The organism is Streptomyces sp. NPDC052023 (assembly GCF_044548465.1).
GTDB lineage: Bacteria > Actinomycetota > Actinomycetes > Streptomycetales > Streptomycetaceae > Streptomyces.
On sequence record NZ_JBIUBW010000001.1, the window covers coordinates 137200 to 161369 of the forward strand.

20 protein-coding genes are annotated in these 24170 nt (G+C 70.6%); 2 read left to right on the forward strand and 18 right to left on the reverse strand.

Annotated features, from left to right (window positions below):
• Positions 1–570, reverse strand: coding sequence for a dienelactone hydrolase family protein (locus ACIHCM_RS00610; protein WP_399887286.1), 570 nt, complete (start codon positions 568–570; stop codon positions 1–3).
• Positions 571–677: 107 nt separating this feature from the next.
• Between ACIHCM_RS00610 and ACIHCM_RS00615 the strand changes: the two genes are divergently transcribed.
• Complete coding sequence (locus tag ACIHCM_RS00615; RefSeq protein ID WP_399887288.1) at positions 678–1790, forward strand: mechanosensitive ion channel family protein; 1113 nt, start codon at positions 678–680, stop codon at positions 1788–1790.
• 59 nt (positions 1791–1849) lie between these two features.
• On the opposite strand, the gene ACIHCM_RS00620 is transcribed toward ACIHCM_RS00615, so the two are convergent.
• From ACIHCM_RS00620 to ACIHCM_RS00640, 5 genes are all read right to left on the reverse strand, one after another.
• Positions 1850–3436, reverse strand: a complete 1587-nt coding sequence (locus tag ACIHCM_RS00620) for a Na+/H+ antiporter (protein ID WP_399887290.1) — start codon at positions 3434–3436, stop codon at positions 1850–1852.
• A gap of 82 nt (positions 3437–3518) precedes the next feature.
• The gene (locus tag ACIHCM_RS00625) at positions 3519–3986 is read right to left on the reverse strand and encodes a GNAT family N-acetyltransferase (RefSeq protein WP_399887292.1); all 468 of its coding nucleotides are present in this window, start codon (positions 3984–3986) and stop codon (positions 3519–3521) included.
• Positions 3983–4927, reverse strand: a complete 945-nt coding sequence (locus tag ACIHCM_RS00630) for an RluA family pseudouridine synthase (RefSeq protein WP_399887294.1) — start codon at positions 4925–4927, stop codon at positions 3983–3985. The genes ACIHCM_RS00625 and ACIHCM_RS00630 overlap by 4 nt, the downstream gene beginning before the upstream one ends.
• Before the next feature lie 49 nt (positions 4928–4976).
• On the reverse strand, positions 4977–5630 hold the full coding sequence (lspA, locus tag ACIHCM_RS00635; RefSeq protein ID WP_399887296.1) for a signal peptidase II: 654 nt from the start codon (positions 5628–5630) through the stop codon (positions 4977–4979).
• A gap of 88 nt (positions 5631–5718) precedes the next feature.
• Positions 5719–7134, reverse strand: coding sequence for a TraR/DksA family transcriptional regulator (locus tag ACIHCM_RS00640; protein ID WP_399887298.1), 1416 nt, complete (start codon positions 7132–7134; stop codon positions 5719–5721).
• A gap of 1133 nt (positions 7135–8267) precedes the next feature.
• Between ACIHCM_RS00640 and ileS the strand changes: the two genes are divergently transcribed.
• On the forward strand, positions 8268–11411 hold the full coding sequence (gene ileS, locus ACIHCM_RS00645; protein ID WP_399887300.1) for an isoleucine--tRNA ligase: 3144 nt from the start codon (positions 8268–8270) through the stop codon (positions 11409–11411).
• 201 nt (positions 11412–11612) lie between these two features.
• Here the strand turns inward: ileS and ACIHCM_RS00650 are convergent, their stop codons facing one another.
• The 12 genes from ACIHCM_RS00650 to murF all read right to left on the reverse strand — a co-directional run bounded on the left by ACIHCM_RS00650 (position 11613) and on the right by murF (position 24150).
• Entirely contained in the window at positions 11613–12740 is a 1128-nt protein-coding gene (locus ACIHCM_RS00650) for a DivIVA domain-containing protein (RefSeq protein WP_399887302.1), read from the reverse strand.
• Positions 12741–12793: 53 nt separating this feature from the next.
• The gene (locus tag ACIHCM_RS00655; protein WP_007448661.1) at positions 12794–13078 is read right to left on the reverse strand and encodes a YggT family protein; all 285 of its coding nucleotides are present in this window, start codon (positions 13076–13078) and stop codon (positions 12794–12796) included.
• 80 nt (positions 13079–13158) lie between these two features.
• Positions 13159–13800, reverse strand: coding sequence for a cell division protein SepF (locus tag ACIHCM_RS00660; protein ID WP_399887304.1), 642 nt, complete (start codon positions 13798–13800; stop codon positions 13159–13161).
• A 129-nt stretch (positions 13801–13929) separates the two neighbouring features.
• Positions 13930–14649 (reverse strand): YggS family pyridoxal phosphate-dependent enzyme, encoded by a 720-nt coding sequence (locus tag ACIHCM_RS00665; protein WP_399887306.1) that lies wholly within the window; start codon positions 14647–14649, stop codon positions 13930–13932.
• A gap of 6 nt (positions 14650–14655) precedes the next feature.
• Entirely contained in the window at positions 14656–15387 is a 732-nt protein-coding gene (pgeF, locus tag ACIHCM_RS00670; RefSeq protein WP_399887308.1) for a peptidoglycan editing factor PgeF, read from the reverse strand.
• The gene (ftsZ, locus tag ACIHCM_RS00675) at positions 15384–16577 is read right to left on the reverse strand and encodes a cell division protein FtsZ (protein WP_399887310.1); all 1194 of its coding nucleotides are present in this window, start codon (positions 16575–16577) and stop codon (positions 15384–15386) included. Before ftsZ ends, pgeF begins: the two co-directional genes overlap by 4 nt.
• Positions 16578–16854: 277 nt before the next feature.
• A complete protein-coding gene (locus ACIHCM_RS00680) occupies positions 16855–17649 on the reverse strand; it encodes a cell division protein FtsQ/DivIB (protein ID WP_399887313.1) in 795 nt (264 codons plus the stop codon).
• Between the two features lie 26 nt (positions 17650–17675).
• A complete protein-coding gene (murG, locus tag ACIHCM_RS00685) occupies positions 17676–18773 on the reverse strand; it encodes an undecaprenyldiphospho-muramoylpentapeptide beta-N-acetylglucosaminyltransferase (RefSeq protein WP_399887315.1) in 1098 nt (365 codons plus the stop codon).
• A 6-nt stretch (positions 18774–18779) separates the two neighbouring features.
• Positions 18780–20129 (reverse strand): putative lipid II flippase FtsW, encoded by a 1350-nt coding sequence (gene ftsW / locus ACIHCM_RS00690; protein WP_399887317.1) that lies wholly within the window; start codon positions 20127–20129, stop codon positions 18780–18782.
• 108 nt (positions 20130–20237) lie between these two features.
• Positions 20238–21668: a UDP-N-acetylmuramoyl-L-alanine--D-glutamate ligase gene (murD, locus tag ACIHCM_RS00695; RefSeq protein WP_399887319.1), complete on the reverse strand. Its 1431-nt coding sequence runs from the start codon at positions 21666–21668 to the stop codon at positions 20238–20240.
• On the reverse strand, positions 21650–22723 hold the full coding sequence (gene mraY / locus ACIHCM_RS00700; RefSeq protein ID WP_393107892.1) for a phospho-N-acetylmuramoyl-pentapeptide-transferase: 1074 nt from the start codon (positions 22721–22723) through the stop codon (positions 21650–21652). Before mraY ends, murD begins: the two co-directional genes overlap by 19 nt.
• Complete coding sequence (gene murF, locus ACIHCM_RS00705) at positions 22720–24150, reverse strand: UDP-N-acetylmuramoyl-tripeptide--D-alanyl-D-alanine ligase (protein WP_399887322.1); 1431 nt, start codon at positions 24148–24150, stop codon at positions 22720–22722. Before murF ends, mraY begins: the two co-directional genes overlap by 4 nt.
• Positions 24151–24170 lie beyond the last annotated feature (20 nt).

Sequence of the window (24170 nt, forward strand, 5' to 3'; positions counted from 1 at the left end):
TCAGAGACTGTCGAGGAAGCCGAGCGCCACCCGCCAGGTGGCCTCGGCGGCCTCCTCGTCGTAGTCCGGCAGCTCGGGGTCGGTGTACAGGTGGCCGGCCCCGGCGTACCGGTAGACCTCCACGTCCGCCCCGGCGCGGCGCATCTGGAGATACCAGGCGCTCAGCCAGTCGTCCGTCTCGAACGGATCCGGCTCGGCGACGTGCAGCTGCACCGGCAGGTCGTCCACAAAGACGCCTGGCGCGAGGTCCGACGTGCCGTGGAGCAGGAGCAGCCCGCGCGCCTTCTCGTCGCCCAGCGCGAGGGTCTGCGCGACCGAGGCGCCGAGCGAGAAGCCGGAGTACACCAGTCCGCGCTCCGAACAGGGCGCCGCGGCCAGCACGGCCCGCTTCAGCAGCTCGTCCTTGCCGACCTCCTCCTTGAACGCCATGCCCTCCTCGGCCGTCGCGAACGTGCGCCCCTCGAAGAGGTCCGGCGTCCACACCTCGTGACCGGCCGCGCGCAGCCGGTCCGCCGCGGCGCGCACCGCGGGCGTGAGGCCGTAGGTCGAGTGAAACAGCATGATGTTCATGAGGCCATGGTGCCAGCCGGGTACGACGGCGCCGGTCGGGGGCATTACCCCGATGCGCCAGGAAGTCACATGTTCACTGCCCCCGATGACTGGTTACGTTCGAGGACATGGAGAACCTGCTCCGACCCCTGATAGTCATCGGCGGTTCGGTCGTGCTCGGCCTGCTCATCGGGTGGGCCACCGACCTGCTGCTGCGCAAGGCCGACCAGCGGCACCCGGAGACCCCGCTGTGGGGTCTGCTGCGCCGTGGCCGCATCCCCTTCCAGCTCGTGCTGTGCGCCGCCCTGCTGAGAGGGTCGTACGACGAGACGCAACTGCTGGAGGACCACCGGGTCGGCATCGGTCAGGCGCTCACGCTGGTCCTGATCGGATCGGCGGCCTGGCTGGTGATCCGGATCGCGGCGGCCGTCGTCGAGACCTCGTACTCGCGGTACGCCAACTCCCGTGTCCAGCGCGACCCGGCCCGGGTCCGCCGGGTGCGTACCCAGGTCACCCTGATCTTGCGGGTGGTCGCGGCGATCGTCGGTGTGGTGGCCATCGCGTCGATGCTGCTGACCTTCCCGGCGATGCGCGCGGCGGGCGCCTCACTGCTCGCCTCCGCCGGAATCCTCGGCATCGTCGCCGGTGTGGCGGCGCAGTCCACGCTGAGCAACATGTTCGCGGGACTCCAGATCGCCTTCGGCGACATGGTGCGCATCGGTGACACGGTCGTGGTGGACGGCGAGTGGGGCACCGTGGAGGAGATCACGCTGACCTACCTCACGGTCCGCACCTGGGACGAACGCCGGATCACGATGCCGGTGTCGTACTTCACGTCCAAGCCCTTCGAGAACTGGTCGCGCGGCACCCCGCAGATGACCGGCATCGTCTACTGGCACCTCGACCACACCGCCCCGGTGGCCGCGATGCGCGAGAAGCTCCGCGACATCCTGCGCGAGTGCCCCGCCTGGGACGGCCGCCACTACGGCCTGGACGTCACGGACACCACGCCCAACACCATGGAGGTACGGGCTCTGGTGACGGCGAAGGACGCGGACGACGTCTGGACGGTACGGGTGACGGTCCGCGAGCAGATGATCGCCTGGCTGATCAAGGAACACCAGTACGCCCTCCCCCGCGTCAACACGGCGGACGCCACCCTGCCTCCGGGGCCCAACGGCCACCGCCGCTCCCGGGACGGCCGGCGGGCGGTGGAAGCGCCGAGGCCGGACCGAGGCTGAGAGAGCGCCCGAACGAGTGTGCGTGGGTGGGAGACCGACCCCCACCCACGCACCCACGCTCACCGCAAACTACGCACATCCAGCTGCCGCAACACCCGATCCACCACCTCCGGATCCGCCCCCACCTCACTGCGCGCGGCCAGCACCTCGTGCCGCGCCGCGCTGAGCATCTCCCCCTCGATCCGACGCAACCTCCGCACCCGCCGGGCCCGCTGCTCGTGCCCCTCCCGCCGCTCGTCCTCCCCCAGCTCCGGACTGATCCGCCACCCGATGTCCGACGCCCGCCGCAACATCCGCTCGGACATCTCGTCCGGCAGCTCCTCCACCTCCTCGATCTCCCGCAGCCTCCGCTTCGCCGCCTTGGCGGCCCGCACCGCCAGCGCCCGCTCGAACTCCTGCTCCCGCGCCGTGTCCGCCCGCACCCCGAGCCGCCGCACCAGCCACGGCAGGCTCAGCCCCTGGAGCACCAGCGTCGCCATGATCACCCCGAACGCCACGAACACGATCTCGTTCCGGTTGGGAAAGGGGGCCCCGCTCTCCGTCCGGAGCGGAATCGCCAGCGCCAGCGCCACGGACGCGACCCCCCGCATCCCGGCCCACCACATCACCACGGTCTCGCGCCAGCTCGTCGGGATCTCCTCGTCATAGTCCCGCCGGGCGTGCAACCGCTTGGTGAGCCAGGTGGCCGGCAGCAACCACGCCAGACGCACCAGTACGACCACCCCCACGATCGCCGCCGACCACCCCAGCAGCTCACCCCACCGCCCGGACGCCGTCCGGATCGCGTTGTGCAGCTCCAGCCCGATCAGCCCGAACGCGACCCCGGTGACAAGGGTGTCGACGATGTCCCAGAAGGTGTGCCCGGCAAGCCGTGTCAGCACGTCGTCGGGATCGCTCGCGTACTCGGCGAGGAACAGCGCGGTGGTGAGCACCGCGAGCACCCCGGACCCGTGCAGTTCCTCGGCCAGCACGTAGGAGGCGTACGGCACCAGCAGGGTCAGGCTGATCTGCAGGGTGGCGTCCCCGAGCACGTCCATCAGCTTGTTCGCGCCCCAGCCGAGCGCGAGCCCCACCGCGACCGCGACGACCGCGGACAGCACCAGCTGGCCTCCGGCCTCCCACGGCGAGAACGTCCCGCTCACGGCCGCGGCGATCGCCACGTGGTACAGCACGATGGCCGTGACGTCGTTGAACAGGCCCTCGCCCTCCAGGATCGACACCAGCCGCCGGGGCAGCCCCAACTGCCCCGCGACGGCGGTCGCCGCGACCGGGTCGGGCGGCGCGACCAGCGCCCCGAGCGCCAGGGCGGCGGCGAGCGGCAGCCCCGGCACGATCGCGTGGGCCACGGCCGCCACACACACCATGGTGACGAACACCAGCGCCACGGCCAGCAGGAGGATCGGCCGGACGTTCGCCGTGAACTGCCGCCAGGACGTGCGCCGCACCGCGGCGTAGAGGAGCGGGGGCAGCAGCAGCGGCAGGATCAGATCCGGTGGGATGTCGACGTTCGGCACGAACTCCAGCAGCGCCAGCACGATGCCCAGCAGCGTCATCAGCACGGGCGCCGGCAGCCGCAGCCGGTCCCCGACCGGGACACTCACCACGGCCCCGAGCAACAGCACGAACAACAGGGCCAACTGATCCACGGTCAGCACTCCGGGCTCGGAACGGACGAAACCCCCGTCGAACGGTCACGCCCCGCGTCGCACGGCCGAGCCGTGCCGGACGCTAGAGCGAACGCCGCATGGAACGGTGCGGTATCCCCGCGTCGGGGAACTCCGGGCCGTAGGCCACATACCCCAGCCGCTCGTAGAACCCCAGGGCATGCGTCTGCGCGTGCAGGTCGACGGCAGCGAGTCCCCGCGCGCGTGCGGCGTCCTCGATGGCCCGCACCAGTGCGACACCGACGCCGAGTCCACGGGCCTCCCGCGCCACCGCGAGCCGCCCGAGCGACCCCACCGACGGATCGCCCCCGGTCTTGCCGGCCGCCGCGGCGCCGTACAGCAGCCGCCCTGTCCCGAGCGGCACGCCGTCCTGGCGCACGGCCAGCACATGCAGCGCGCCGGCGTCGTACGCGTCGTACTCCACGTCCTCCGGCACGCCCTGTTCGGCGACGAAGACCTCCTTGCGCACGGCGAAACACGCCTCGCGGTCGGCCGCCTCCTCGGCGACCCGCACGACGTACCCGGGGCTCATCCGTGGGTCTCCTCGCGCACCTTGTCCAACGCGCTCTGCAGGTCGTCGGGGTAGTCGCAGGCGAACTCCACCCACTCACCGTCGCCGGGGTGGTCGAAGCCGAGCCGGACGGCGTGCAGCCACTGCCGCGTCAGTCCGAGCCGCTTGGCGAGCGTCGGGTCGGCGCCGTACGTCAGGTCACCGGCGCAGGGGTGCCGGTGGGCGGCCATGTGGACACGGATCTGGTGGGTGCGGCCCGTCTCCAGCTTCACGTCCAGCAGGGACGCCGCGCGGAAGGCCTCGATCAGGTCGTAGTGCGTGACGGAGGGCTTGCCGTCGGCCGTGACCGCCCATTTGTAGTCGTGGTTGGGGTGACGGCCGATGGGCGCGTCGATGGTGCCGCTGGTCGGGTCGGGGTGGCCCTGGACGAGGGTGTGGTACCGCTTGTCGACCGTGCGCTGCTTGAACTGCCGCTTGAGCGAGGTGTACGCGCGCTCGGACTTGGCGACCACCATCAGACCCGAGGTGCCGACGTCGAGCCGGTGCACGATGCCCTGCCGCTCGGCCGCGCCGGACGTGGAGATCCGGTAACCCGCCGCCGCCAGGCCGCCGATCACCGTCGGACCGGTCCAGCCCGGACTCGGGTGCGCGGCCACGCCGACCGGCTTGACGATGACGACCACGTCCTCGTCGTCGTGCACGATCTCCATGCCCTCGACCGGCTCGGCCACCACCTGCACCGGCGGGGCCGCCTGCGGCATCTCGACCTCCATCCAGGCGCCGCCGCGCACCCGCTCGGACTTGCCGACCGCCGCGCCGTCGACCAGCACCTTGCCCGCCGCGGCGAGCTCCGCGGCCTTGGTACGGGAGAAGCCGAACATGCGGGAGATGGCGGCGTCGACGCGCTCGCCCTCCAGGCCGTCCGGCACGGGCAGGGTACGGATCTCGGGAATCGTGCTCACCCGTCGAGTATGCCGGACGGGTCCGACACCGCTGACCGGAGGCTGTTGATCAGTCCTTGTGAACGGTGCCGTCCGGGTCGAGGCCCTTGAACGAGAGCAGCACGATCAGGATGCCGCCGCACACGATCGCCGAGTCGGCGAGGTTGAAGACGGCGAAGTGCTTGGGCGCGATGAAATCGACGACCGCGCCCTTGAAGACGCCCGGCGAGCGGAAGATCCGGTCGGTGAGGTTGCCGAGCGCACCGCCGAGCAGCAGGCCGAGGGCGATCGCCCAGGGCAGGCTGTACAGCTTGCGGGCGAGCCGGACGATCACCACGATCACCGCCGCCGCGATCACGGTGAAGATCACGGTGAAGGCCTCGCCGAAGCCGAAGGCCGCACCGGCGTTGCGGATCGCCTCGAAACGCAGCCAGTCCCCGATGACCTCGATCGGCTCATGGTGCTCCAGCTTGGCCACCACGATCATCTTGCTGATCAGGTCGAGGGCGTACGCGAACCCGGCGACCGCGAACAGCACGGCGATCCGGCGCCTGCCCCGGGGCCGCTCGGCCTGGGCGTCCCGCTCGTCCGGGCCGGACGGGGTCTGTGCCGGTTCGGCGCCGGACCCTTCCCGCGACGCGGCGTCATCACCGGGCCGCTCCTGCTCGGCCCGCGCCGCGTCCGGGGTGCCCGGCGTACCGATGATGCGCTCCGCCTCTGCCACGTGAGTCCCTCAACCTAGGTGCCTGACTGAGCACGAGGGTACGGCACACCACTGACGGCGCATGCGCTCAGGAGGGGCCCGGACCGGGTCAGTACCGCCGCTCCTGCTTCTGCTTGCACTCGACACACAGAGTGGCCCGGGGGAAGGCCTGCATCCGGGCCTTGCCGATGGGGTTGCCGCAGTTCTCGCACAGACCGTACGTGCCGGCGTCGAGGCGTTGCAGGGCGTGCTCGGTCTGGGTGAGCATCTCGCGGGCGTTGGCGGCGAGGGCCAGCTCGTGCTCGCGCGTGATGTTCTTGGCGCCGGTGTCGGCCTGATCGTCGCCGGCGCCGTCGCCGGAGTCCCGCATCAGGCCCACGAGGGACGACTCGGCGTTGGCGATCTCGGCACGCAGCCGCTCCATCTCCGAGGTCAGCTCGCCGTGGGCCTCCTCGACCTCTTCCGGGGTCCAGGGGTCCTCACCGGGGCGCACAGCGAGGTCGCCCGGCTCCGCGGCAGCGCCCCGCGCCTTGGGAACAGCCGTCTTCGCCGCCGTGGCCTGCCGTGGGGTCTTCTTCGCAACCACCGTCGTGGCTCCCGTCTGCTTCGCGGCCCGCGCCGCGCCCGCCTTCTTGCCCGTACTGCGCCCGCCCGCACCCCGCGAGGCGCGCTCCTCCCCGAGATCCCCGGCGCCGCCACCCTCCCCGGCCGCCACCTTCCCGGTCCCGCCCTCCTTGCCGTGGGCCGCCTCCCGCTTGCCGCCCTCCTCAACCGCCCGCACCGATGCGGCCGCCTTCCCGGTCTTGGCCGGCTCGGCAGGCGCCACCTTCCCGACAGCACCCTCACCGGGGGCACGCTCAGCCGCCGCCTTCCCGGCCGCGGCCTTCTTTCCGGGGGTCGCCTTCTTGGCGGCGCGCCCGTCACCCACCATCTGCTCCGATGCCGCCTCCGTCCTGGCAGCGGCCTTCTTGCCAGGGGCCACCTTCCTGGCCACGGCCTCCTCATCCGCCCCGCGCTCGGCTCCCGCCGCCCTCCTGGCCGCGCCCTTCTTGCCGGGCGCCACCTTCTTCGGAACGGCGTCCTTCACCGGCGCCTTCTTCTTCGCCGCCGCGTCCCTCGGTGCCGCGGTCTTCTTGGCGGCGGCCTTCTTCGCGGCCGTCTTCTTGGCCGCGGCCTTCTTGGTGACAGCCTTCTTCGCAGCCGCTCCCTCCGGGACGGACGCCACCTCGACCACCGCCGACTTGGCCGCCGCAGTCTTCTTCGCCGGCACCTTCTTGGCCGCGGCCTTCTTCGCCGGGCCCTTGCCGGCGGTCCCACCGCCCGCGACCGCTTTCTTCGCCGGGCGCTTCTCGGCGGCGATGCCGTCCGCGACCGCCTTCCTCGCCGGACGCTTCTCGGCGACCGCACCGCCCCCGGCGGCCTTCTTCGCGGAGCGCGCCTCGCCCTCCGCCCCGCCGCCCCCCGCGGCCCCGGCCACCGCGTCCTTCGCAGCGGTCTTCTTGACGGCGGCCTTCTTCGTCCCCACCCGCGCAGCCGGTGCCGCCTCGTCCTCCGACTCCCTGACCGACCCTCCTACGCCTGCCGGCCCCCTGGCGTGCACCCGCCGCCCCGCCGATCCCTCGGCGTGCCCCCGCCCACCCGCAGCCTCCTTTGCAGGCGCGCTCCCGCCCGTCACTCCTCGGGCCGGCCCTTCCCCGCCAGCCGGTCCCCCAGCCGGCACCTTCTCGCCGGCCGACCCCGTGACCACAGCCTTCCTCGCCGTCCGCTTCCCCCCACCCTCGACCCACGACCCAGCCCGCTCCCCAGCCCCGGCACCAGTTCCAGCCCCAGCAGCAGCCCCGGCGGACGCCCCCTTCCCGCCCACCCCCACCGAGGCCGCCGCCCGCACCCGCTTGACACCCTCCACGGCCTTGTCCACCGCGCGCTTCGCGGCCGACGCCACGCCCTGCGTGCTCTTCTTCCCACCCGAACCCTTGGCCGCACCGCCGGACGCGTCCGCCGCGCCGCCGGAAGCGTGCGTGGACCTGCCGGACGCCGACTGCTGTGCGGCGGTCTTTTTCGCCACCATGGCCGCGGCCCCTTCACATATTGTGATCTTGCACGCGAATCGTGCTGGGACGATAAATCGACTCGACGCCCGCGGCAACGGGGCACGCCGCCCGAATCGCCCACCCCGCGACCGCCACGCGCCCGGCATGCATGCGTTGTGCCCAGCTCCCCGCCGGGTAATCCGCCGAGCCGGACATCAGAGGATCCGAAGTCGCATAATTGACCAATCGGGTCAAATTACACCCTGACCGCCGCCCCCGTAAATCCGGTCGGCCAGGGTCCGCCCGGCGCCGTACACTGGGCGGAGCGAAAAGCATGGATGGGGACGAGTAGCGGCGTACGCAGCCCAGAGCGACCCGGGGACGGTGGAAGCCCGGGGGCGAGCGCGACGCGAAGATCACCCCGGAGCCGCCGGAAGAAAGCCCCAGCTCACCAGCCCGGGGCCGGTAGAACCGGCATCGCGCCTCAATGAGGGGGCTCACCGACGCACACCCCGCGCGGCGAGCCAAGGAGGGTGGTACCGCGGGAGCGCGCCGCAGCGGCGTAGGAATGACGTAGCTCTCGTCCCTCCGGACGGAAGGCAGCAAGTCCGCCGGAGGAAGCTCGCAGATGACAACGCCGACGTACCGCCAGGTGCCCGCCCAGGTCGACCTGTCCGCCCTCGAGCACGCCGTGCTCGACTTCTGGCGCGAGCAGAAGATCTTCGCCAAGAGCCTGGAGCAGTCCGAGGGCCGCCCCGAGTGGGTGTTCTACGAAGGGCCCCCCACCGCGAACGGCATGCCGGGCGCCCATCACATCGAGGCCCGCGTCTTCAAGGACGTCTTCCCCCGCTTCCGCACCATGCGCGGCTACCACGTGGCCCGCAAGGCCGGCTGGGACTGCCACGGCCTCCCGGTCGAGCTGGCCGTGGAGAAGGAGCTCGGCTTCAGCGGCAAGAAGGACATCGAGGACTACGGCATCGCCGAGTTCAACGCCAAGTGCCGCGAGTCCGTGCTGCGCCACACCGACGCCTTCTCCGAGCTGACGACCCGCATGGGCTACTGGGTCGACCTCGACGAGGCGTACGTGACCATGGAGCCCGAATACATCGAGTCCGTCTGGTGGTCGCTGAAGGAGATCTTCAAGAAGGGCCTGCTGGTCCAGGACCACCGCGTCGCCCCCTGGTGCCCCCGCTGCGGCACCGGCCTGTCCGACCACGAGCTGGCCCAGGGCTACGAGACGGTCGTCGACCCCTCCGTCTACGTCCGCTTCCCCCTCACCTCCGGCCCCCTCGCCGGCGAGGCCGCGCTCCTGGTGTGGACGACCACCCCGTGGACCCTGGTCTCCAACACGGCCGTCGCCACCCACCCCGAGGTCACCTACGTCGTCGCGACGAACGGCGAGGAGAAGCTCGTCGTCGCCGAACCGCTGGTCGAGAAGGCCCTCGGCGAGGGCTGGGAGGTCACCGGACAGACCTTCACCGGCGCCGAGATGGAGCGCTGGACGTACCAGCGCCCGTTCGAGCTGGTCGAGTTCCCCGAGGGCACGCAGGCCCACTTCGTCGTCAACGCCGACTACGTCACCACCGAGGACGGCACCGGCCTGGTCCACCAGTCCCCCGCCTTCGGTGAGGACGACCTCAAGGTCTGCCGCTCGTACGGCCTGCCGGTGGTGAACCCGGTCCGCCCGGACGGCACCTTCGAGGAGGACCTCCCCCTCGTCGGCGGCGTCTTCTTCAAGAAGGCCGACGAGAAACTCACCGAGGACCTGGGCGAGCGCGGCCTGCTCTTCAGGCACCTGCCCTACGAGCACAGCTACCCGCACTGCTGGCGCTGCCACACCGCGCTGCTCTACTACGCGCAGCCGTCCTGGTACATCCGCACGACGGCCATCAAGGACCGCCTCCTTCAGGAGAACGAGCGGACCAACTGGTACCCGGACACGGTCAAGAACGGCCGCTACGGGGACTGGCTCAACAACAACATCGACTGGGCCCTGTCCCGTAACCGCTACTGGGGCACCCCGCTGCCCATCTGGCGCTGCGAGGACGACCACCTCACGGTCGTCGGCTCCCGCGCCGAGCTCACCGAGCTGACCGGCACCGACCAGTCGGGCCTCGACCCGCACCGCCCGTTCATCGACGACGTCACCTTCGCCTGCCCCGAGTGCGCCAGGACGGCCACGCGCGTGCCGGAGGTCATCGACGCCTGGTACGACTCGGGTTCGATGCCGTTCGCGCAGTGGGGCTACCCGTACAAGAACAAGGAACTCTTCGAGTCCCGCTACCCGGCGCAGTTCATCAGCGAGGCCATCGACCAGACGCGCGGCTGGTTCTACACGCTGATGGCGGTCGGCACGCTGGTCTTCGACAAGTCGTCGTACGAGAACGTCGTCTGCCTCGGCCACATCCTCGCCGAGGACGGCCGCAAGATGTCCAAGCACCTGGGCAACATCCTCCAGCCGATCCCGCTGATGGACCAGCACGGCGCGGACGCGGTCCGCTGGTTCATGGCGGCCGGCGGCTCCCCGTGGGCCGCCCGCCGGGTCGGCCACGGCACCATCCAGGAGGTCGTCCGCAAGACGCTCCTCACCTACTGGAACACGGTCGCCTTCCAGGCCCTGTACGCCCGCACGTCGAACTGGGCCCCCTCCGCGGCCGACCCGGCCCCGGCCGACCGCCCGCTGCTCGACCGCTGGCTGCTGTCCGAACTGCACGCGCTGACCGACCAGGTGACGCAGTCCCTGGAGGCGTACGACACCCAGCGCGCCGGCAAGCTGCTGTCCGCGTTCGTCGACGACCTGTCGAACTGGTACGTGCGCCGCTCCCGGCGCCGCTTCTGGCAGGGCGACAAGGCGGCGCTGCGCACCCTGCACGAGGCCGTCGAGACGGTCACGAAGCTGATGGCCCCGCTGACCCCCTTCATCACCGAGCGGGTCTGGCAGGACCTGATCGTGCCGGTCACGCCCGGAGCGCCGGAGTCGGTGCACCTGTCCTCGTGGCCGGAGGCGGACCTGACCGCCATCGACCCGGAGCTGTCCAAGCAGATGGTGCTGGTGCGCCGCCTGGTGGAGCTGGGGCGTGCCACGCGCGCCGAGTCGGGCGTCAAGACGCGTCAGCCGCTGCGGCGCGCGCTGATCGCCTCGGCCGGCTTCGACACCCTCTCCCCCGAACTGCACACGCAGATCACCGAGGAGCTGAATGTCGAGGCGCTCGCGTCGCTGAGCGAGGTCGGCGGCTCCCTGGTCGACACCACGGCCAAGGCCAACTTCCGCGCGCTGGGCAAGCGGTTCGGCAAGCGCGTCCAGGACGTCGCCAAGGCCGTCGCGAACGCCGACGCGGCCGCGCTCTCCCTCGCCCTGCGCGAGGGCACGGCGTCCGTGGAGGTCGACGGCGAGACGATCACCCTGGCCCCCGACGAGGTCATCATCACGGAGACCCCCCGCGAGGGCTGGTCAGTGGCGTCGGACGCGGGTGCCACGGTCGCCCTCGACCTGGAGATCACGGAGGAGCTGCGCCGCGCGGGCCTCGCCCGTGACGCGATCCGCCTGATCCAGGAGGCCCGCAAGAACAGCGGCCTCGACGTCGCCGACCGCATCGCGCTGCGCTGGACCGCGACCGACCCGGCGACGATCGCCGCGCTCGGCGACCACGCCCCGCTGATCGCCGACGAGGTCCTGGCCACGGACTTCGCCCAGGGCGAGGCGGACGACAGCTATGGTGCGCCGTTCACGGACGAGGCGCTGACGCTGACGTTCCGCCTGCGCAAGGCGTAACCCCGGCCGAAGGCCCGGACCCGCCGAAGAATCTTGGTGGGCCCGGGCCTTCGGCGTTGCGTACACCCATACAACTGCACCCACATCCGAACACACACGGCAAACACCGTGAACACGCGTAGCGAAAGGGCGGGGCCCCGGATCGGAATCCGGGGCCCCGCCCTATGAACGCTGCCGACGTCTACGCCGTACTACCGACCGTCAGTTGTCGTCCTCGTCGATCAGGAACCCACGCATGGGCGAGGGGGCCTGACCCATCGGCGACGGGCCCTGGGGCCGCACCGGAGCCATCGGCTGGGTCATCGCCGGGGACATCTGCTGCTGGCCGCCGTAGGACGGAGCGGCCGGGCTCGGCGCACCACCCATCGACTGGTTGCCACCGTACGACGGGGCACTCGCGCCGGCCGGGGCCATCGAAGGCGCCGGGGACGGCGGGAGGGACGCGGTCGCGGGGGTCCGCGGCGGGGCGAGCGAGTCGTCCGCCTGGGTCTCCAGCTGACGCAGCTGCGACTCCAGGTAGGACTTCAGGCGCGTGCGGTACTCCCGCTCGAAGCCGCGCAGGTCCTCGACCTTGCGCTCCAGCGTGGCGCGGGCGGACTCCAGCGAGCCCATCGCGACGCGGTGCTTCTCCTGGGCGTCCCGCTCCAGCGCGTCGGCCTTGGCGCGGGCGTCCCGCTCCAGACCCTCGGCGCGCGAACGGGCCTCACCGACGATCTTGTTGGCCTCGGAACGGGCCTCCGCGATCGCCTGGTCGGCGGTCTGCTGGGCGAGCGACAGAACGCGCGCGGCGCTGTCGCCACCGGGGCCGCCCTGACCGGGACCGCCCATCGGGCCACCCATAGGACCGCCCATCGGGCCGCCCATCTGCTGCATGGGGGGCTGGCCCATCGGCCCCGGACCCTGGCCCATCGGACCGGGACCCTGCGGGCCACCCTGACCGCCGGGACCGGCGGGCAGCTGCGGGGCACCGCTCGGCAGCTGGGGCGGGCCCCCCATGGGGCCACCCATCTGCTGCTGCGGCGGGCCCGATATGCCGGCGGGCACAGGAGCGCCGGGACCGCGCATGCCCTGCTGCGGCATGCCGGGCTGGGGCATCCCCTGCTGCTGGTCCTGCGCCTCCGGGGGCTTGCGCATGTTCTGCTGGTTCTGGGCGGCGGCGCGGGTGGCCGCGGCCAGCTTGGCGCGCAGGTCCTCGTTCTCGCGGAGCAGACGGGTCAGCTCGGCTTCGACCTCATCGAGGAAGGCATCGACCTCGTCCTCGTCATAGCCTTCTCGGAGGCGGACGGTCGTGAACTGCTTGTTCCGCACGTCCTCGGGGGTCAACGGCATCTCTTCACCTCAACGTAGTCGTCGGCATTCGGCAAGACCGTAGTTCACATCGCTCACAGCCGACTCACGATCGAGATCAGGATGTAGACGATGATCATCAGTACGAAGAAGGACAGGTCGAGCGCCACGCCCCCGAGACGCAGCGGCGGAATGAACCGCCGCAGAAGCTTGAGCGGTGGATCAGTGACAGTGTAGGTGGCCTCCAGAACGACCACCATCGCCTTGCCGGGTTGCCATGAGCGGGCGAACTGGAAGACGTAGTCCATGACCAACCGGAAGATGAGCACGATGAGGAAGCACATCAGCGCGATGTAGACGACATCCAGGACCACGCTCATGACCCTTGCTTCCCTCTCCCCTGATCCATGCTCTGGGTACTGCTCGGTGATGCTTGCACTGCTGTTTCCGGTCGTGCGTCTCAGCTCTGGTTGAAGAACCCGCCCTCTGCGATGCGGGCCTTGTCCTCCGCCGTGACATCGACGTTAGCAGGAGACAACAGGAACACCTTCTGCGTCACCCGCTCGATACTGCCGTGAAGACCAAACACCAAACCCGCCGCAAAGTCGACAAGTCGCTTGGCATCTGTGTCATCCATCTCAGTCAAGTTCATGATCACCGGGGTGCCCTCACGGAAGTGTTCCCCGATGGTACGGGCTTCGTTGTAGGTCCGCGGGTGAAGTGTGGTGATCCGGTACGGCTCTCGTTCCGACACGACTTTGGGCATGATCACCGGTGCGTTCTTCTCCAGGCTTGCGCGTTCTTGTGTGATGGATGCCACGGGCGCGATGCGCGCCGGACGTCCGGATTCCGCGGGAAGCGAAGCGGCGTGGGAGACCGGCTCGCGAGGCGCCGGAGGCTGCACCATCCGTACCGGTTCGTCCCTTTGGGACTGATGTGCACTGTGAGACTGGTGCGACGACTCGTGGCGCCGGTGATCCCGCTCGGGCTCCGGGTCGAGTTCGGGTTCGAAGTCGTCGTCGGGGTCGAAACCCCGGCCGTCGTACCCATCGTCCTCCACGAGGCCGAGGTAGACCGCCATCTTGCGCATCGCGCCGGCCATGCTCTGAGTCCTCCGCTCTGTGGTGGATCGGCTGACGACTGCCAAATGCCCGCGATCCACGAGGTCGTTACGCCCGCCCTGCGACGGCAATGACCATATTTTCTGCTGTGGTCCGACTTCTTGGCGACGTTACCCGAGCCTGGGGCGGACTCCGAGTACCGCGGTGCCGACGCGCACATGTGTCGCTCCGGCGGCCACGGCCTGCTCGAGGTCCGCGCTCATCCCTGCCGAGACCATGGTGGCAGCCGGATGGGTCCGGCGCAGGTCGGTCGACAAATCCATCATCCGCTCGAATGCCGCCGGTTCGCGTCCCGCGAACTCCCCGGTGAGCGGCGCGACGGTCATCAACCCGTCCAGCCGCAATCCCGGTGCCCCGGCCACCACGTCCGCCAACTCCCCGATGCCGCCCGGCGCCACGCCGCCCCGCTCCCCCCGCGCGCTCTCGCCCGCGTCGAGCGCGACCTGGATCAGGCACCCCACCTCACGCCCGGCGCGCACGGCCTCCTTGGAGAGAGCTGTGACAAGCCTGGAACGATCGACGGACTGTACGACATCCGCGTACCCGACCACGGAGCGCACCTTGTTGGTCTGCAACTGGCCGACGAAGTGCCAAGTAAGGGGCAGATCCGAGCATTCCGCGGCCTTGGGCGCCGCGTCCTGGTCACGGTTCTCGGCGACATGACGCACACCCAGCTCCGACAGGATCCGCACATCGGCGGCGGGGTAGGTCTTGGTGACCACGATCAGGGTCACCTCCTCACGCCGCCGCCCGGCGGCCGCGCACGCCGCGGCGATGCGCTCCTCCACCTTCGCCAGATTTCCGGCGAGTTCGTCCTTACGGTCCGTCATGTCCCATCAGTCCAGCCACACATAGCCCGCGAGCCGACCGGTGGTCCGGTCGCGGCGGTACGAGAAGTGATCGCCCGACTCCAGCGTGCACACCGGCGACTGCTGCCGGTCGCGCACCCCGAGCCGGGTGAGCTGGGCGTGCACTCCGGCGGCCACGTCGACCGCCGGCGTGCCCCAGCTCGTCTCGGCGTACGCCGCCGGCTCGACGGCGGCCACCTCGGCGCGCATCGCGTCCGGCACCTCGTAGCACCGGCCGCAGACGGCGGGTCCGGTGCGGGCCACGATCCGCTCCGGCTCGGCACCCAGTTCCATCATCGCGCGTAGCGCGGCGGGGACGACACCGGCGATCATGCCGGGCCGGCCCGCGTGGGCCGCGGCGGCGACCCCGGCGACGGGGTCGGCGAGCAGTACGGGTACGCAGTCGGCGGTGAGAACGGCGAGGGCGAGGCCCCGCCGCCGGGTCACGATCGCGTCGACCGACGGGACAGGTGAGCCGGATTCCCAGGGACCGTCGACCACGGCCACGTCGTCGCCGTGCACCTGGTTCATCCAGACGACCCGCCCGGCGTCCAGCCCGAGCGACTTGGCGGCCAGCTCCCGATTGGTCCGTACCGCGGCGGAGTCGTCCCCGACCGCGCCGCCGAGGTTGAGCTCCTCGTACGGAACGGCGCTCACCCCGCCCCACCGGTCGGTGAAAGCGAAGTGCGCGCCGTTCACGGTGTCGCGCTGTCCTATCACTTCAGGAAGTCCGGTACGTCCAGTTCCTCGGCCGCGCTGTCCGTGTAGGCGCGCGACGGCGGCACCGGCGGCGGCGCCTGGACCTCGCTCACCGGCTCGGGAGCCGGCTCCGGCTCCTCCTTCGGCTTGACGCTGCCGAGGGCGCCGAACGACGGGCGGCTCTCGGTCTGCTGCCGTGCCGGGGCGGGCTCCTCGCGCTTGGCGGAGGCCGAGCCGAGGACGGTGTCCCGGCGTGCGGGGGGCTGGCCCCCGTCGAAGCCGGCGGCGATCACGGTGACCCGGACCTCGTCGCCGAGGGCGTCGTCGATGACCGCGCCGAAGATGATGTTGGCCTCGGGGTGGGCCGCCTCGCTGACCAGCTGGGCGGCCTCGTTGATCTCGAAGAGGCCGAGGTCGGAGCCGCCGGAGATGGAGAGCAGCACGCCCCGGGCGCCGTCGATGGACGCCTCCAGGAGCGGCGAGGAGATCGCCATCTCGGCCGCGGCCACCGCGCGGTCGTCGCCGCGGGCCGAGCCGATGCCCATGAGCGCCGAACCCGCCTCCGACATGACCGACTTGACGTCGGCGAAGTCGAGGTTGATGAGGCCGGGAGTGGTGATGAGGTCGGTGATGCCCTGGACACCGGAGAGGAGGACCTGGTCGGCCGACTTGAAGGCGTCGAGGACCGAGACCTGGCGGTCCGAGATGGACAGCAGCCGGTCGTTCGGGATGACGATGAGGGTGTCGACCTCTTCGCGGAGCTCGGCGATGCCGTCCTCGGCCTGGTTGGCGCGGCGCCGTCCCTCGAAGGTGAACGGGCGCGTGACCACGCCGATGGTGAGGGCGCCCAGCGAGCGGGCGATGTTGGCCACGACGGGCGCGCCGCCGGTGCCGGTGCCACCGCCTTCACCGGCCGTCACGAAGACCATGTCGGCCCCCTTGAGGACCTCCTCGATCTCCTCGCGGTGGTCCTCGGCGGCCTTGCGGCCGACGGCCGGGTTGGCTCCGGCGCCGAGTCCGCGGGTGAGTTCACGGCCGACATCGAGCTTCACGTCGGCGTCGCTCATCAACAGTGCCTGCGCGTCGGTGTTGATGGCGATGAACTCGACACCCTTGAGACCGACCTCGATCATCCGGTTGATGGCATTGACACCACCGCCGCCGACACCGATGACCTTGATGACTGCGAGGTAGTTCTGCGGTGCTGCCACGTCGAAGGCCTCTCGCCTCGAATTACGTGCCGCCGTCCGCGGTGCCCCGCGATCCGACGACTGATGCCGAATGGGACGGTCCGTAACGCCGACCCGAACCCTAACGCTGAAGTTTAGGGTTACCAGTGTGTCTGTTCCCTGGAGTCTTCTGAACAGGACACTAAGTCGACAAGTGGCGCACGTTCAACGAACACGCCGAACCTCCCGTTTTTCTTTTCACCCTATGTGATCAGCCGTAGCGCTGCCCAACCAGGGTGCTGGCCTGCGCCGATGTGCGTCAACTCCCTGATGACGCGGGGGCGATGGGAACGCTGACGTCGAAGTGCCGCGCACCGGAAGCGGCTTTCATGAGAGCGGTGAGGCTACGGGCCTTCGCGCGCCCCTTCTCGCCACTCCCCCACGCAACCGTGCGCCCGCCGGTCAACTCCAGTGAGATGTCGTCGAAGGAACGGACCTTGACGACCCGGGTGTCCTGGGCGACCGCGGCAGGAATGGCTCCGGCGACGCGGACCGCCTCGCGTACCAGACGGAGCTCTCCGAAACGACGGTGGCTGGGCGCGGCCGAACCCGACCGGGACACGGTCAAATCCAGAAGCGGAACGCCTTTCGGCGCTTCGGAAACCGTAGCGAAACGGACACCTTCGTCGTCCACTTCCACAAACTCGGCGCCCTTTTCGACGAGCAGGACCGGGGTCCGCTCGGTCACTTTCAGGCCGACTCCACGCGGCCAGGAGCGGACCACCTCAACCGCGTCAATTCGGGGCAATTTCCGACGCAGTCTTGCCTCAATCCGGTCGGTGTCGACGGAAATCAGCGGGTCCCCGACCGGTACGTCGGCGGCCTCGCGCACCTGCGCGGGCGTCAGGACGTGGGTGCCGGAGACGGTCACACGCTGCACGCGCGTCCATTGCGCGCCGTACAACAGCCAGCCGGCACCGGCGCCGAGGAGAATCAGGACAAGCCCAAGAATGATGATCGTAAGAAGCCTGGGCCGCCTCAACCGCGGGGCGGGGGGCGGGCCGGACTGCTCCTGCTGGCGTGCACCGCGCTCGGCGGTGGTCGGTCCGGCCACGCTCCCTGCCTTCCGTTCAAACGTGCCTAACGGTGTGCACGGTTGGCGGCGATCGCCTCGTACACCATGCCGACGAGGAGTTCGTCGGCGTCCCGGCGGCCGAACTCACCGGCGGCGCGGGACATCTCGTACAGCCGGTGCGGGTCGGCGAGCACGGGCAGCACGTTCTGCTGCACCCACTCCGGGGTGAGTTCCGCGTCGTCGACCAGCAGTCCGCCGCCGGCCTTGACGACCGGCTGCGCGTTCAGCCGCTGTTCGCCGTTGCCGATGGGCAGCGGGACGTAGGCGGCCGGCAGCCCGACGGCGGAGAGTTCGGCGACGGTCATCGCGCCCGCGCGGCAGAGCATCATGTCGGCCGCGGCGTACGCGAGGTCCATCCGGTCCAGGTAACTTACCGGGATGTACGGGGGCATTCCCGGCATCTGGTGGACCTGCGGCAGTTCGTTCTTCGGGCCGACCGCGTGCAGGATCTGGATTCCGGCCTGCTGGAGCCACGGGGCGACCTGCTGGACCACCTCGTTGAGCCGCCGGGCGCCCTGCGAGCCGCCGGAGACCAGCAGCGTGGGCAGATTGGGGTCGAGGCCGAACATCGCGCGGGCCTCGGGACGGACGGCGGCCCGGTCGAGGGTGGCGATGGAACGGCGCAGCGGGATGCCGATGTAGCGGGCGTCGCGCAGCTTGCTGTCGGGCGTGGAGACAGCGACGCGGGCCGCGTACCGGGAACCGATCTTGTTGGCCAGGCCGGGGCGGGCGTTCGCCTCGTGGATCACGATCGGCACGCCGAGCCGCTTGGCGGCCAGATAGCCGGGCAGGGCGACGTAGCCGCCGAAGCCGACCACGGCGTCCGCCTTGGTGCGCTCCAGGATCTGCTCGGCCGCCTTGATCGTGCCGCGCAGCCGTCCCGGGACGGTGATCAGCTCGGGAGTGGGCTTGCGCGGCAGCGGGACGGCGGGGATCAGCGCCAGCTCGTAGCCGCGTTCCGGGACGAGCCGGGTCTCCAGGCCGCGCTCCGTGCCGAGGGCCGTGATCCCCACCGTCGGGTCCTGCCTGCGCAGGGCGTCCGCGAGGGCGAGCGCGGGCTCGATGTGGCCGGCGGTCCCCCCACCAGCGAGTACGACATGCACCGAAATTCACCGCTCTCCGGACGAGCGCGCCGTGGCGCGCCGTCGCATCGTGTTCCATCTCCGGGGTCCTGTGGGACCCCCAGCCCCCCGCTTTCTACCAAAGCGGGGTTGCCGCATCGCAAGCGCCGCCCGCGCAGCGGGCTCGTCGCGCGCGAAGGCGATCAGCAACCCGATGGCGAACATGGTCGGCAGCAGGGCGGATCCCCCGTAGGAGAACAGCGGGAGGGGGACGCCGGCGATCGGCAGCAGGCCGAGCACCGCACCGATGTTGATCACGGCCTGGGCCGTGATCCAGGTGGTCACGCCTCCCGCGGCATACCTGACGAAGGGGTCCTCCGTGCCTCCGGCCACGCGGATACCCGCATAGCCTAGAGCGGCGAAGAGGGCGAGCACCGACAGCGTCCCCGCCAGCCCCAGTTCCTCACCGGTGACGGCGAAGATGAAGTCGGTGTGCGCTTCGGGGAGTTGACCCCATTTTTCCACACTCGCACCGAGCCCGGAACCGAAGAGTCCGCCGGAGGCGAGGGCGTAGATGCCGTGCACGGCCTGCCAGCACGAGCCGTCGGGGCCCATCTCGGTGGCGCCGATGCAGCGGAACCGGTCCAGCCGGTTGGAGCTGCTCTGGATGAGGATCGTGCCGAGCACCGCCGCGACCGCCAGCACACCGACGAACAGCCGGGTTGGGGCGCCCGCCAGCCACAGCAGCCCGAACAGGATCGCCGTGAGGATGATCGCGGTGCCCATGTCGCCGCCGAGCATGATCAGGCCGAGCAGCATGAACGCGACCGGCACCAGCGGCACCAGCATGTGCTTCCACTGCGCGAGCAGGTTCTTGTCCTGCTTGCGGGCGAGCAGGTCCGCGCCCCACAGCACCAGGGCGAGCTTGCCGAACTCGCTGGGCTGGAGCTGGAAGGAGCCCCCGAGGGCGATCCAGTTCTGGTTGCCGTTGACCGCCATCCCTATCCCCGGCACCTGCACCAGGGCCATCAGGAACACGGCGCCGGCGATGATCGGGTAGGCGAGCGCCCGGTGCAGCTTCACCGGCATCCGGGAGGCGACGTACAGCAGCACCGCGCCGATGACGGCGGCCAGCATCTGCTTGCGGAAGAAGTACGACCCGCCGAGCGACATCTGCAGGGCGGTGATCTGGGAGGCCGAGTAGACCATCACCAGGCCCAGCACGGTGATCAGCAGGCTTCCGCCGAGGATGAGGTAGTACGCCGTCAGCGGCCGGTCCCAGGCCTTGCGCACGCGGATGTAGATCCGTACGGCGAGGTTCTCGCGCGGCTGACGGGCGGCGGCGGGGGCGCGGACGGTTCGTCGGACCGGAGGCCCTCCGGTACGGCTGCCGGACATCAGCGGCTCCCACCGGCGGGGAGCCGAAGCCGACCAAACCCGAGCCACATCCGAGTCACCTGTCCCTCCAAGGGTCCCCACAGCACCCGCCGTGGCCGAGACCCGCTCTCAGGCGCCCGCGCCGAGTTCGCGAACCGCCTCCGCGAACGCGTCTCCTCGCTTGTTGTAGTTGGCGAACATGTCCATGGAGGCACACGCGGGTGCCAGCAGCACCGTGTCTCCGGTGACGGCCAGGCGGCGCGCCTCCCGGACAGCCGCGAGCATCGCCCCAGTGTCGGTCCGGTCGAGGTCGACGACGGGTACTTCCGGGGCGTGTCGCGCCAGGGCTTCGCGGATCAGGGCGCGATCGGCGCCGATGAGGACGGCCCCGCGAAGCCGCTTCGCCGACTTGGCGACCAGCTCGTCGAAGGTGGCGCCCTTGGCCAGTCCGCCCGCGATCCACACGATCGAGTCGTACGCCGCCAACGAGGCCTCGGCGGCATGGGTGTTGGTGGCCTTGGAGTCGTCGACGTAGGCCACCCCGTCCACGTCGGCGACGTGGGCGATGCGGTGGGCGTCGGGGGTGAAGGCGCGCAGACCGTCCCGCACGGCGTGGGCGGGCACGCCGTACGCGCGCGCGAGGGCCGCCGCCGCAAGGGCGTTGGCGATGTTGTGCGGGGCCGGCGGGCTCACGTCGGAGACCTCGGCCAGCTCCTGGGCATTCTTGTGCCGGTCCGCGACGAAGGCGCGGTCGACCAGGATGCCGTCCACGACGCCGAGTTGGGACGGCGCCGGGGTGCCCAGGGTGAAGCCGACGGCCCGGCAGCCCTCCTCGACGTCCGCCGCGCGCACCAGGTCCTCGGTGGCCTTGTCGGCCGCGTTGTACACGCAGGCGACGCGATTTCCTTCGTAGACGCGGCCCTTGTCGGCGGCGTAGGCCTCCATGGAGCCGTGCCAGTCGAGGTGGTCGGGGGCGAGGTTCAGCACGGCCGCGGAGTGGGCGCGCAGCGAGGGCGCCCAGTGCAGCTGGTAGCTGGACAGCTCGACGGCGAGGACGTCGTAGGGCTCCTCGCCGAGCACCGCGTCCAGCAGCGAGACCCCGATGTTGCCGACGGCGGCGGTGCGCAGCCCCGCCGCCCGCAGGATCGAGGCGAGCATCTGGACGGTCGTGGTCTTGCCGTTGGTGCCGGTGACCGCCAGCCAGGGGGCCGCGTCCGGGCCCCGCAGCCGCCAGGCCAGTTCGACGTCGCCCCAGACCGGGACGCCGGCCTCGGCCGCCGCCGTGAACAGCGGCTTGTCCGGCTTCCAGCCCGGCGCGGTGACGATCAGCTCGGTGCCCTCGGGCAGGGTCGCGCCGTCGCCGAGACGGACGGTGACGCCGAGCGTCTCAAGCTCCGCGGCCTGGGCCCGGGCGCGCTCGTCGTCGCCGTCGTTGACGACGGTGACGTGCGCGCCGAGGCCGTGCAGGACCTTGGCCGCCGGGACGCCGGAGACGCCGAGCCCGGCGACGGTGACGTGCTTGCCCTTGAGCTCCGAGGAGGTCACTTTTCCGCTGCCCATCCCGCATAGAAGAGGCCTAGTCCGACAATCACACAGATGCCCTGAATGATCCAGAACCGGACCACGACAAGGACTTCGGACCAGCCCTTGAGTTCGAAGTGATGCTGGAGTGGCGCCATCCGGAAGACCCGCTTACCGGTCAGGCGGAACGAGCCGACCTGGATGACCACCGACATGGTGATCAGTACGAACAGGCCGCCGAGGATCGCCAGCAGCAGCTCCGTGCGGGAGCAGATGGCGAGACCGGCGAGCACACCGCCGAGCGCCAGCGAACCGGTGTCACCCATGAAGATCTTGGCCGGGGAGGTGTTCCACCACAGGAAGCCGAGGCAGGAACCCATCAGGGCCGAAGCGACCACCGCGAGATCGAGCGGATCGCGTACCTCGTAGCAGGCGCCCGGGTTGGTCAGGGTCTGCGCGTTGGCGCAGGACTCCTGGAACTGCCAGACGCCGATGAAGGTGTAGGCGCCGAAGACCAGCACGGAGGCGCCGGTGGCGAGGCCGTCGAGGCCGTCGGTGAGGTTCACGCCGTTCGACATCGCGAGGATCATGAACAGCGCCCAGACCACGAACAGCACCGGGCCGATCGTCCAGCCGAAGTCGGTGATGAACGACAGCTTGGTGGAGGCCGGGGTGTTGCCGCGGTTGTCCGCGAACTGCAGGGACAGCACCGCGAAGGCGATGCCGACGATCAGCTGGCCGGCCATCTTCGCCTTGGCCCGCAGACCCAGCGAGCGCCGCTTGACGATCTTGATGTAGTCGTCCAGGAAGCCGACCAGGCCCATGCCCACCATGAGGCCCAGCACCAGCAGACCCGAGAAGGTCGGGGGCTTGCCCGTGATGACCTTGGACAGGAAGTACGCGGCGACCGTGGCCAGGATGAAGGCGATACCACCCATGGTCGGCGTTCCGCGCTTGCTGGCGTGCTCGCGCGGGCCGTCGTCGCGGATGTACTGGCCGTAGCCCTTGCGCGCCAGCAACTTGATCAGCAGCGGCGTGCCGACCAGTGTCAGGAAGAGCCCGATGACACCCGCGAACAGGATCTGATTCATCATCGGGCGGCGACCTCACCCTCGGCGCCGGTCGCGAGCAGCGCCTCGGCGACACTCTCCAGGCCGACCGAACGGGACGCCTTCACGAGGACGACGTCCCCCGGGCGCAACTCGCTGCGCAACAGGTCGACCGCCGCCTGTGCGTCGGACACGTGCACCGACTCCTCACCCCACGAACCCTCGTTATATGCGCCCAGTTGCAGCCAGGCGGCTTCCCTGCCCCCGACCGCGACGAGCTTGCTGACGTTGAGCCGGACGGCGAGCCGCCCGACCGCGTCGTGCTCGGCGAGCGCCTCGTCCCCGAGCTCGGCCATCTTGCCGAGCACCGCCCACGTACGGCCCCCCTTTGCCCGAGAGGCTTCGCCCATCGCCACCAGGGCGCGCAGGGCGGCCCGCATGGACTCGGGGTTCGCGTTGTAGGCGTCGTTGACGACCGTCACGCCGTCCGGGCGCTCGGTGACCTCCATACGCCAGCGGGAGAGGGAGCCTGCCTCGGAGAGCGCGGTGGCGATCTCTTCCGCGGACATGCCCAGCTCATGGGCGACGGCGGCCGCGGCGAGCGCGTTCGACACGTGGTGCTCACCGTACAGGCGCATGGTCACATCACTGCACCCGGAGGGTGTGTGAAGGGTGAAAGAGGGCCGGCCGGAATTCGTCAGGCGCACGTTCTCGGCGCGTACGTCCGCTTCGTCGGCCTCTCCGAAGAGGACCACCTTCGCCTTGGTGCGCGACGCCATGGCGCGTACGAGGGGGTCGTCGGCGTTGAGGATCGCCGCACCGCCGTCCTCCGCCGGCGGCAGCGCCTCGACGAGCTCGCCCTTGGCCTGCGCGATCTGCTCGCGGCCGCCGAACTCACCGATGTGCGCGGTGCCGACGTTGAGCACCAGGCCGATCCGCGGGGGCGTCAGGCCGGTGAGGTACCGGATGTGGCCGATGCCCCGGGCGCCCATCTCCAGCACCAGGAACCGGGTTTCCGCCGTGGCGCTGAGCGCGGTCAGCGGCAGCCCGATCTCGTTGTTGAACGATCCGGGCGTCCACACCGTCGGCGCCTTGCGCTGGAGCACCTGCGCGATCAGGTCCTTGGTGCTGGTCTTGCCCGCGGAGCCGGTGAGCGCCACGAGGGTGGTGCCGAGCTTTCCCACGACGTGCCGGGCGAGGGCGCCGAGCGCCGTCTGGACGTCGTCCACGACGATCGCGGGCACGCCGACGGGGCGCGACGCGAGTACCGCCACCGCGCCTGCCCCGACGACCTGGGCCGCGAAGTCGTGACCGTCCACGCGTTCGCCGACGAAGCAGGCGAACAGGCTGCCGGGCGTGACCTCGCGGGAGTCCCGGACGACCGGTCCGGTCACCTGTGCCGACGGATCCGGTATGTCGTGCGTCTGCCCGCCGACGACTTCTGCGATCTCGGCGAGAGAGAGGGCGATCACAAGTTCATCCCCTGGGTCTT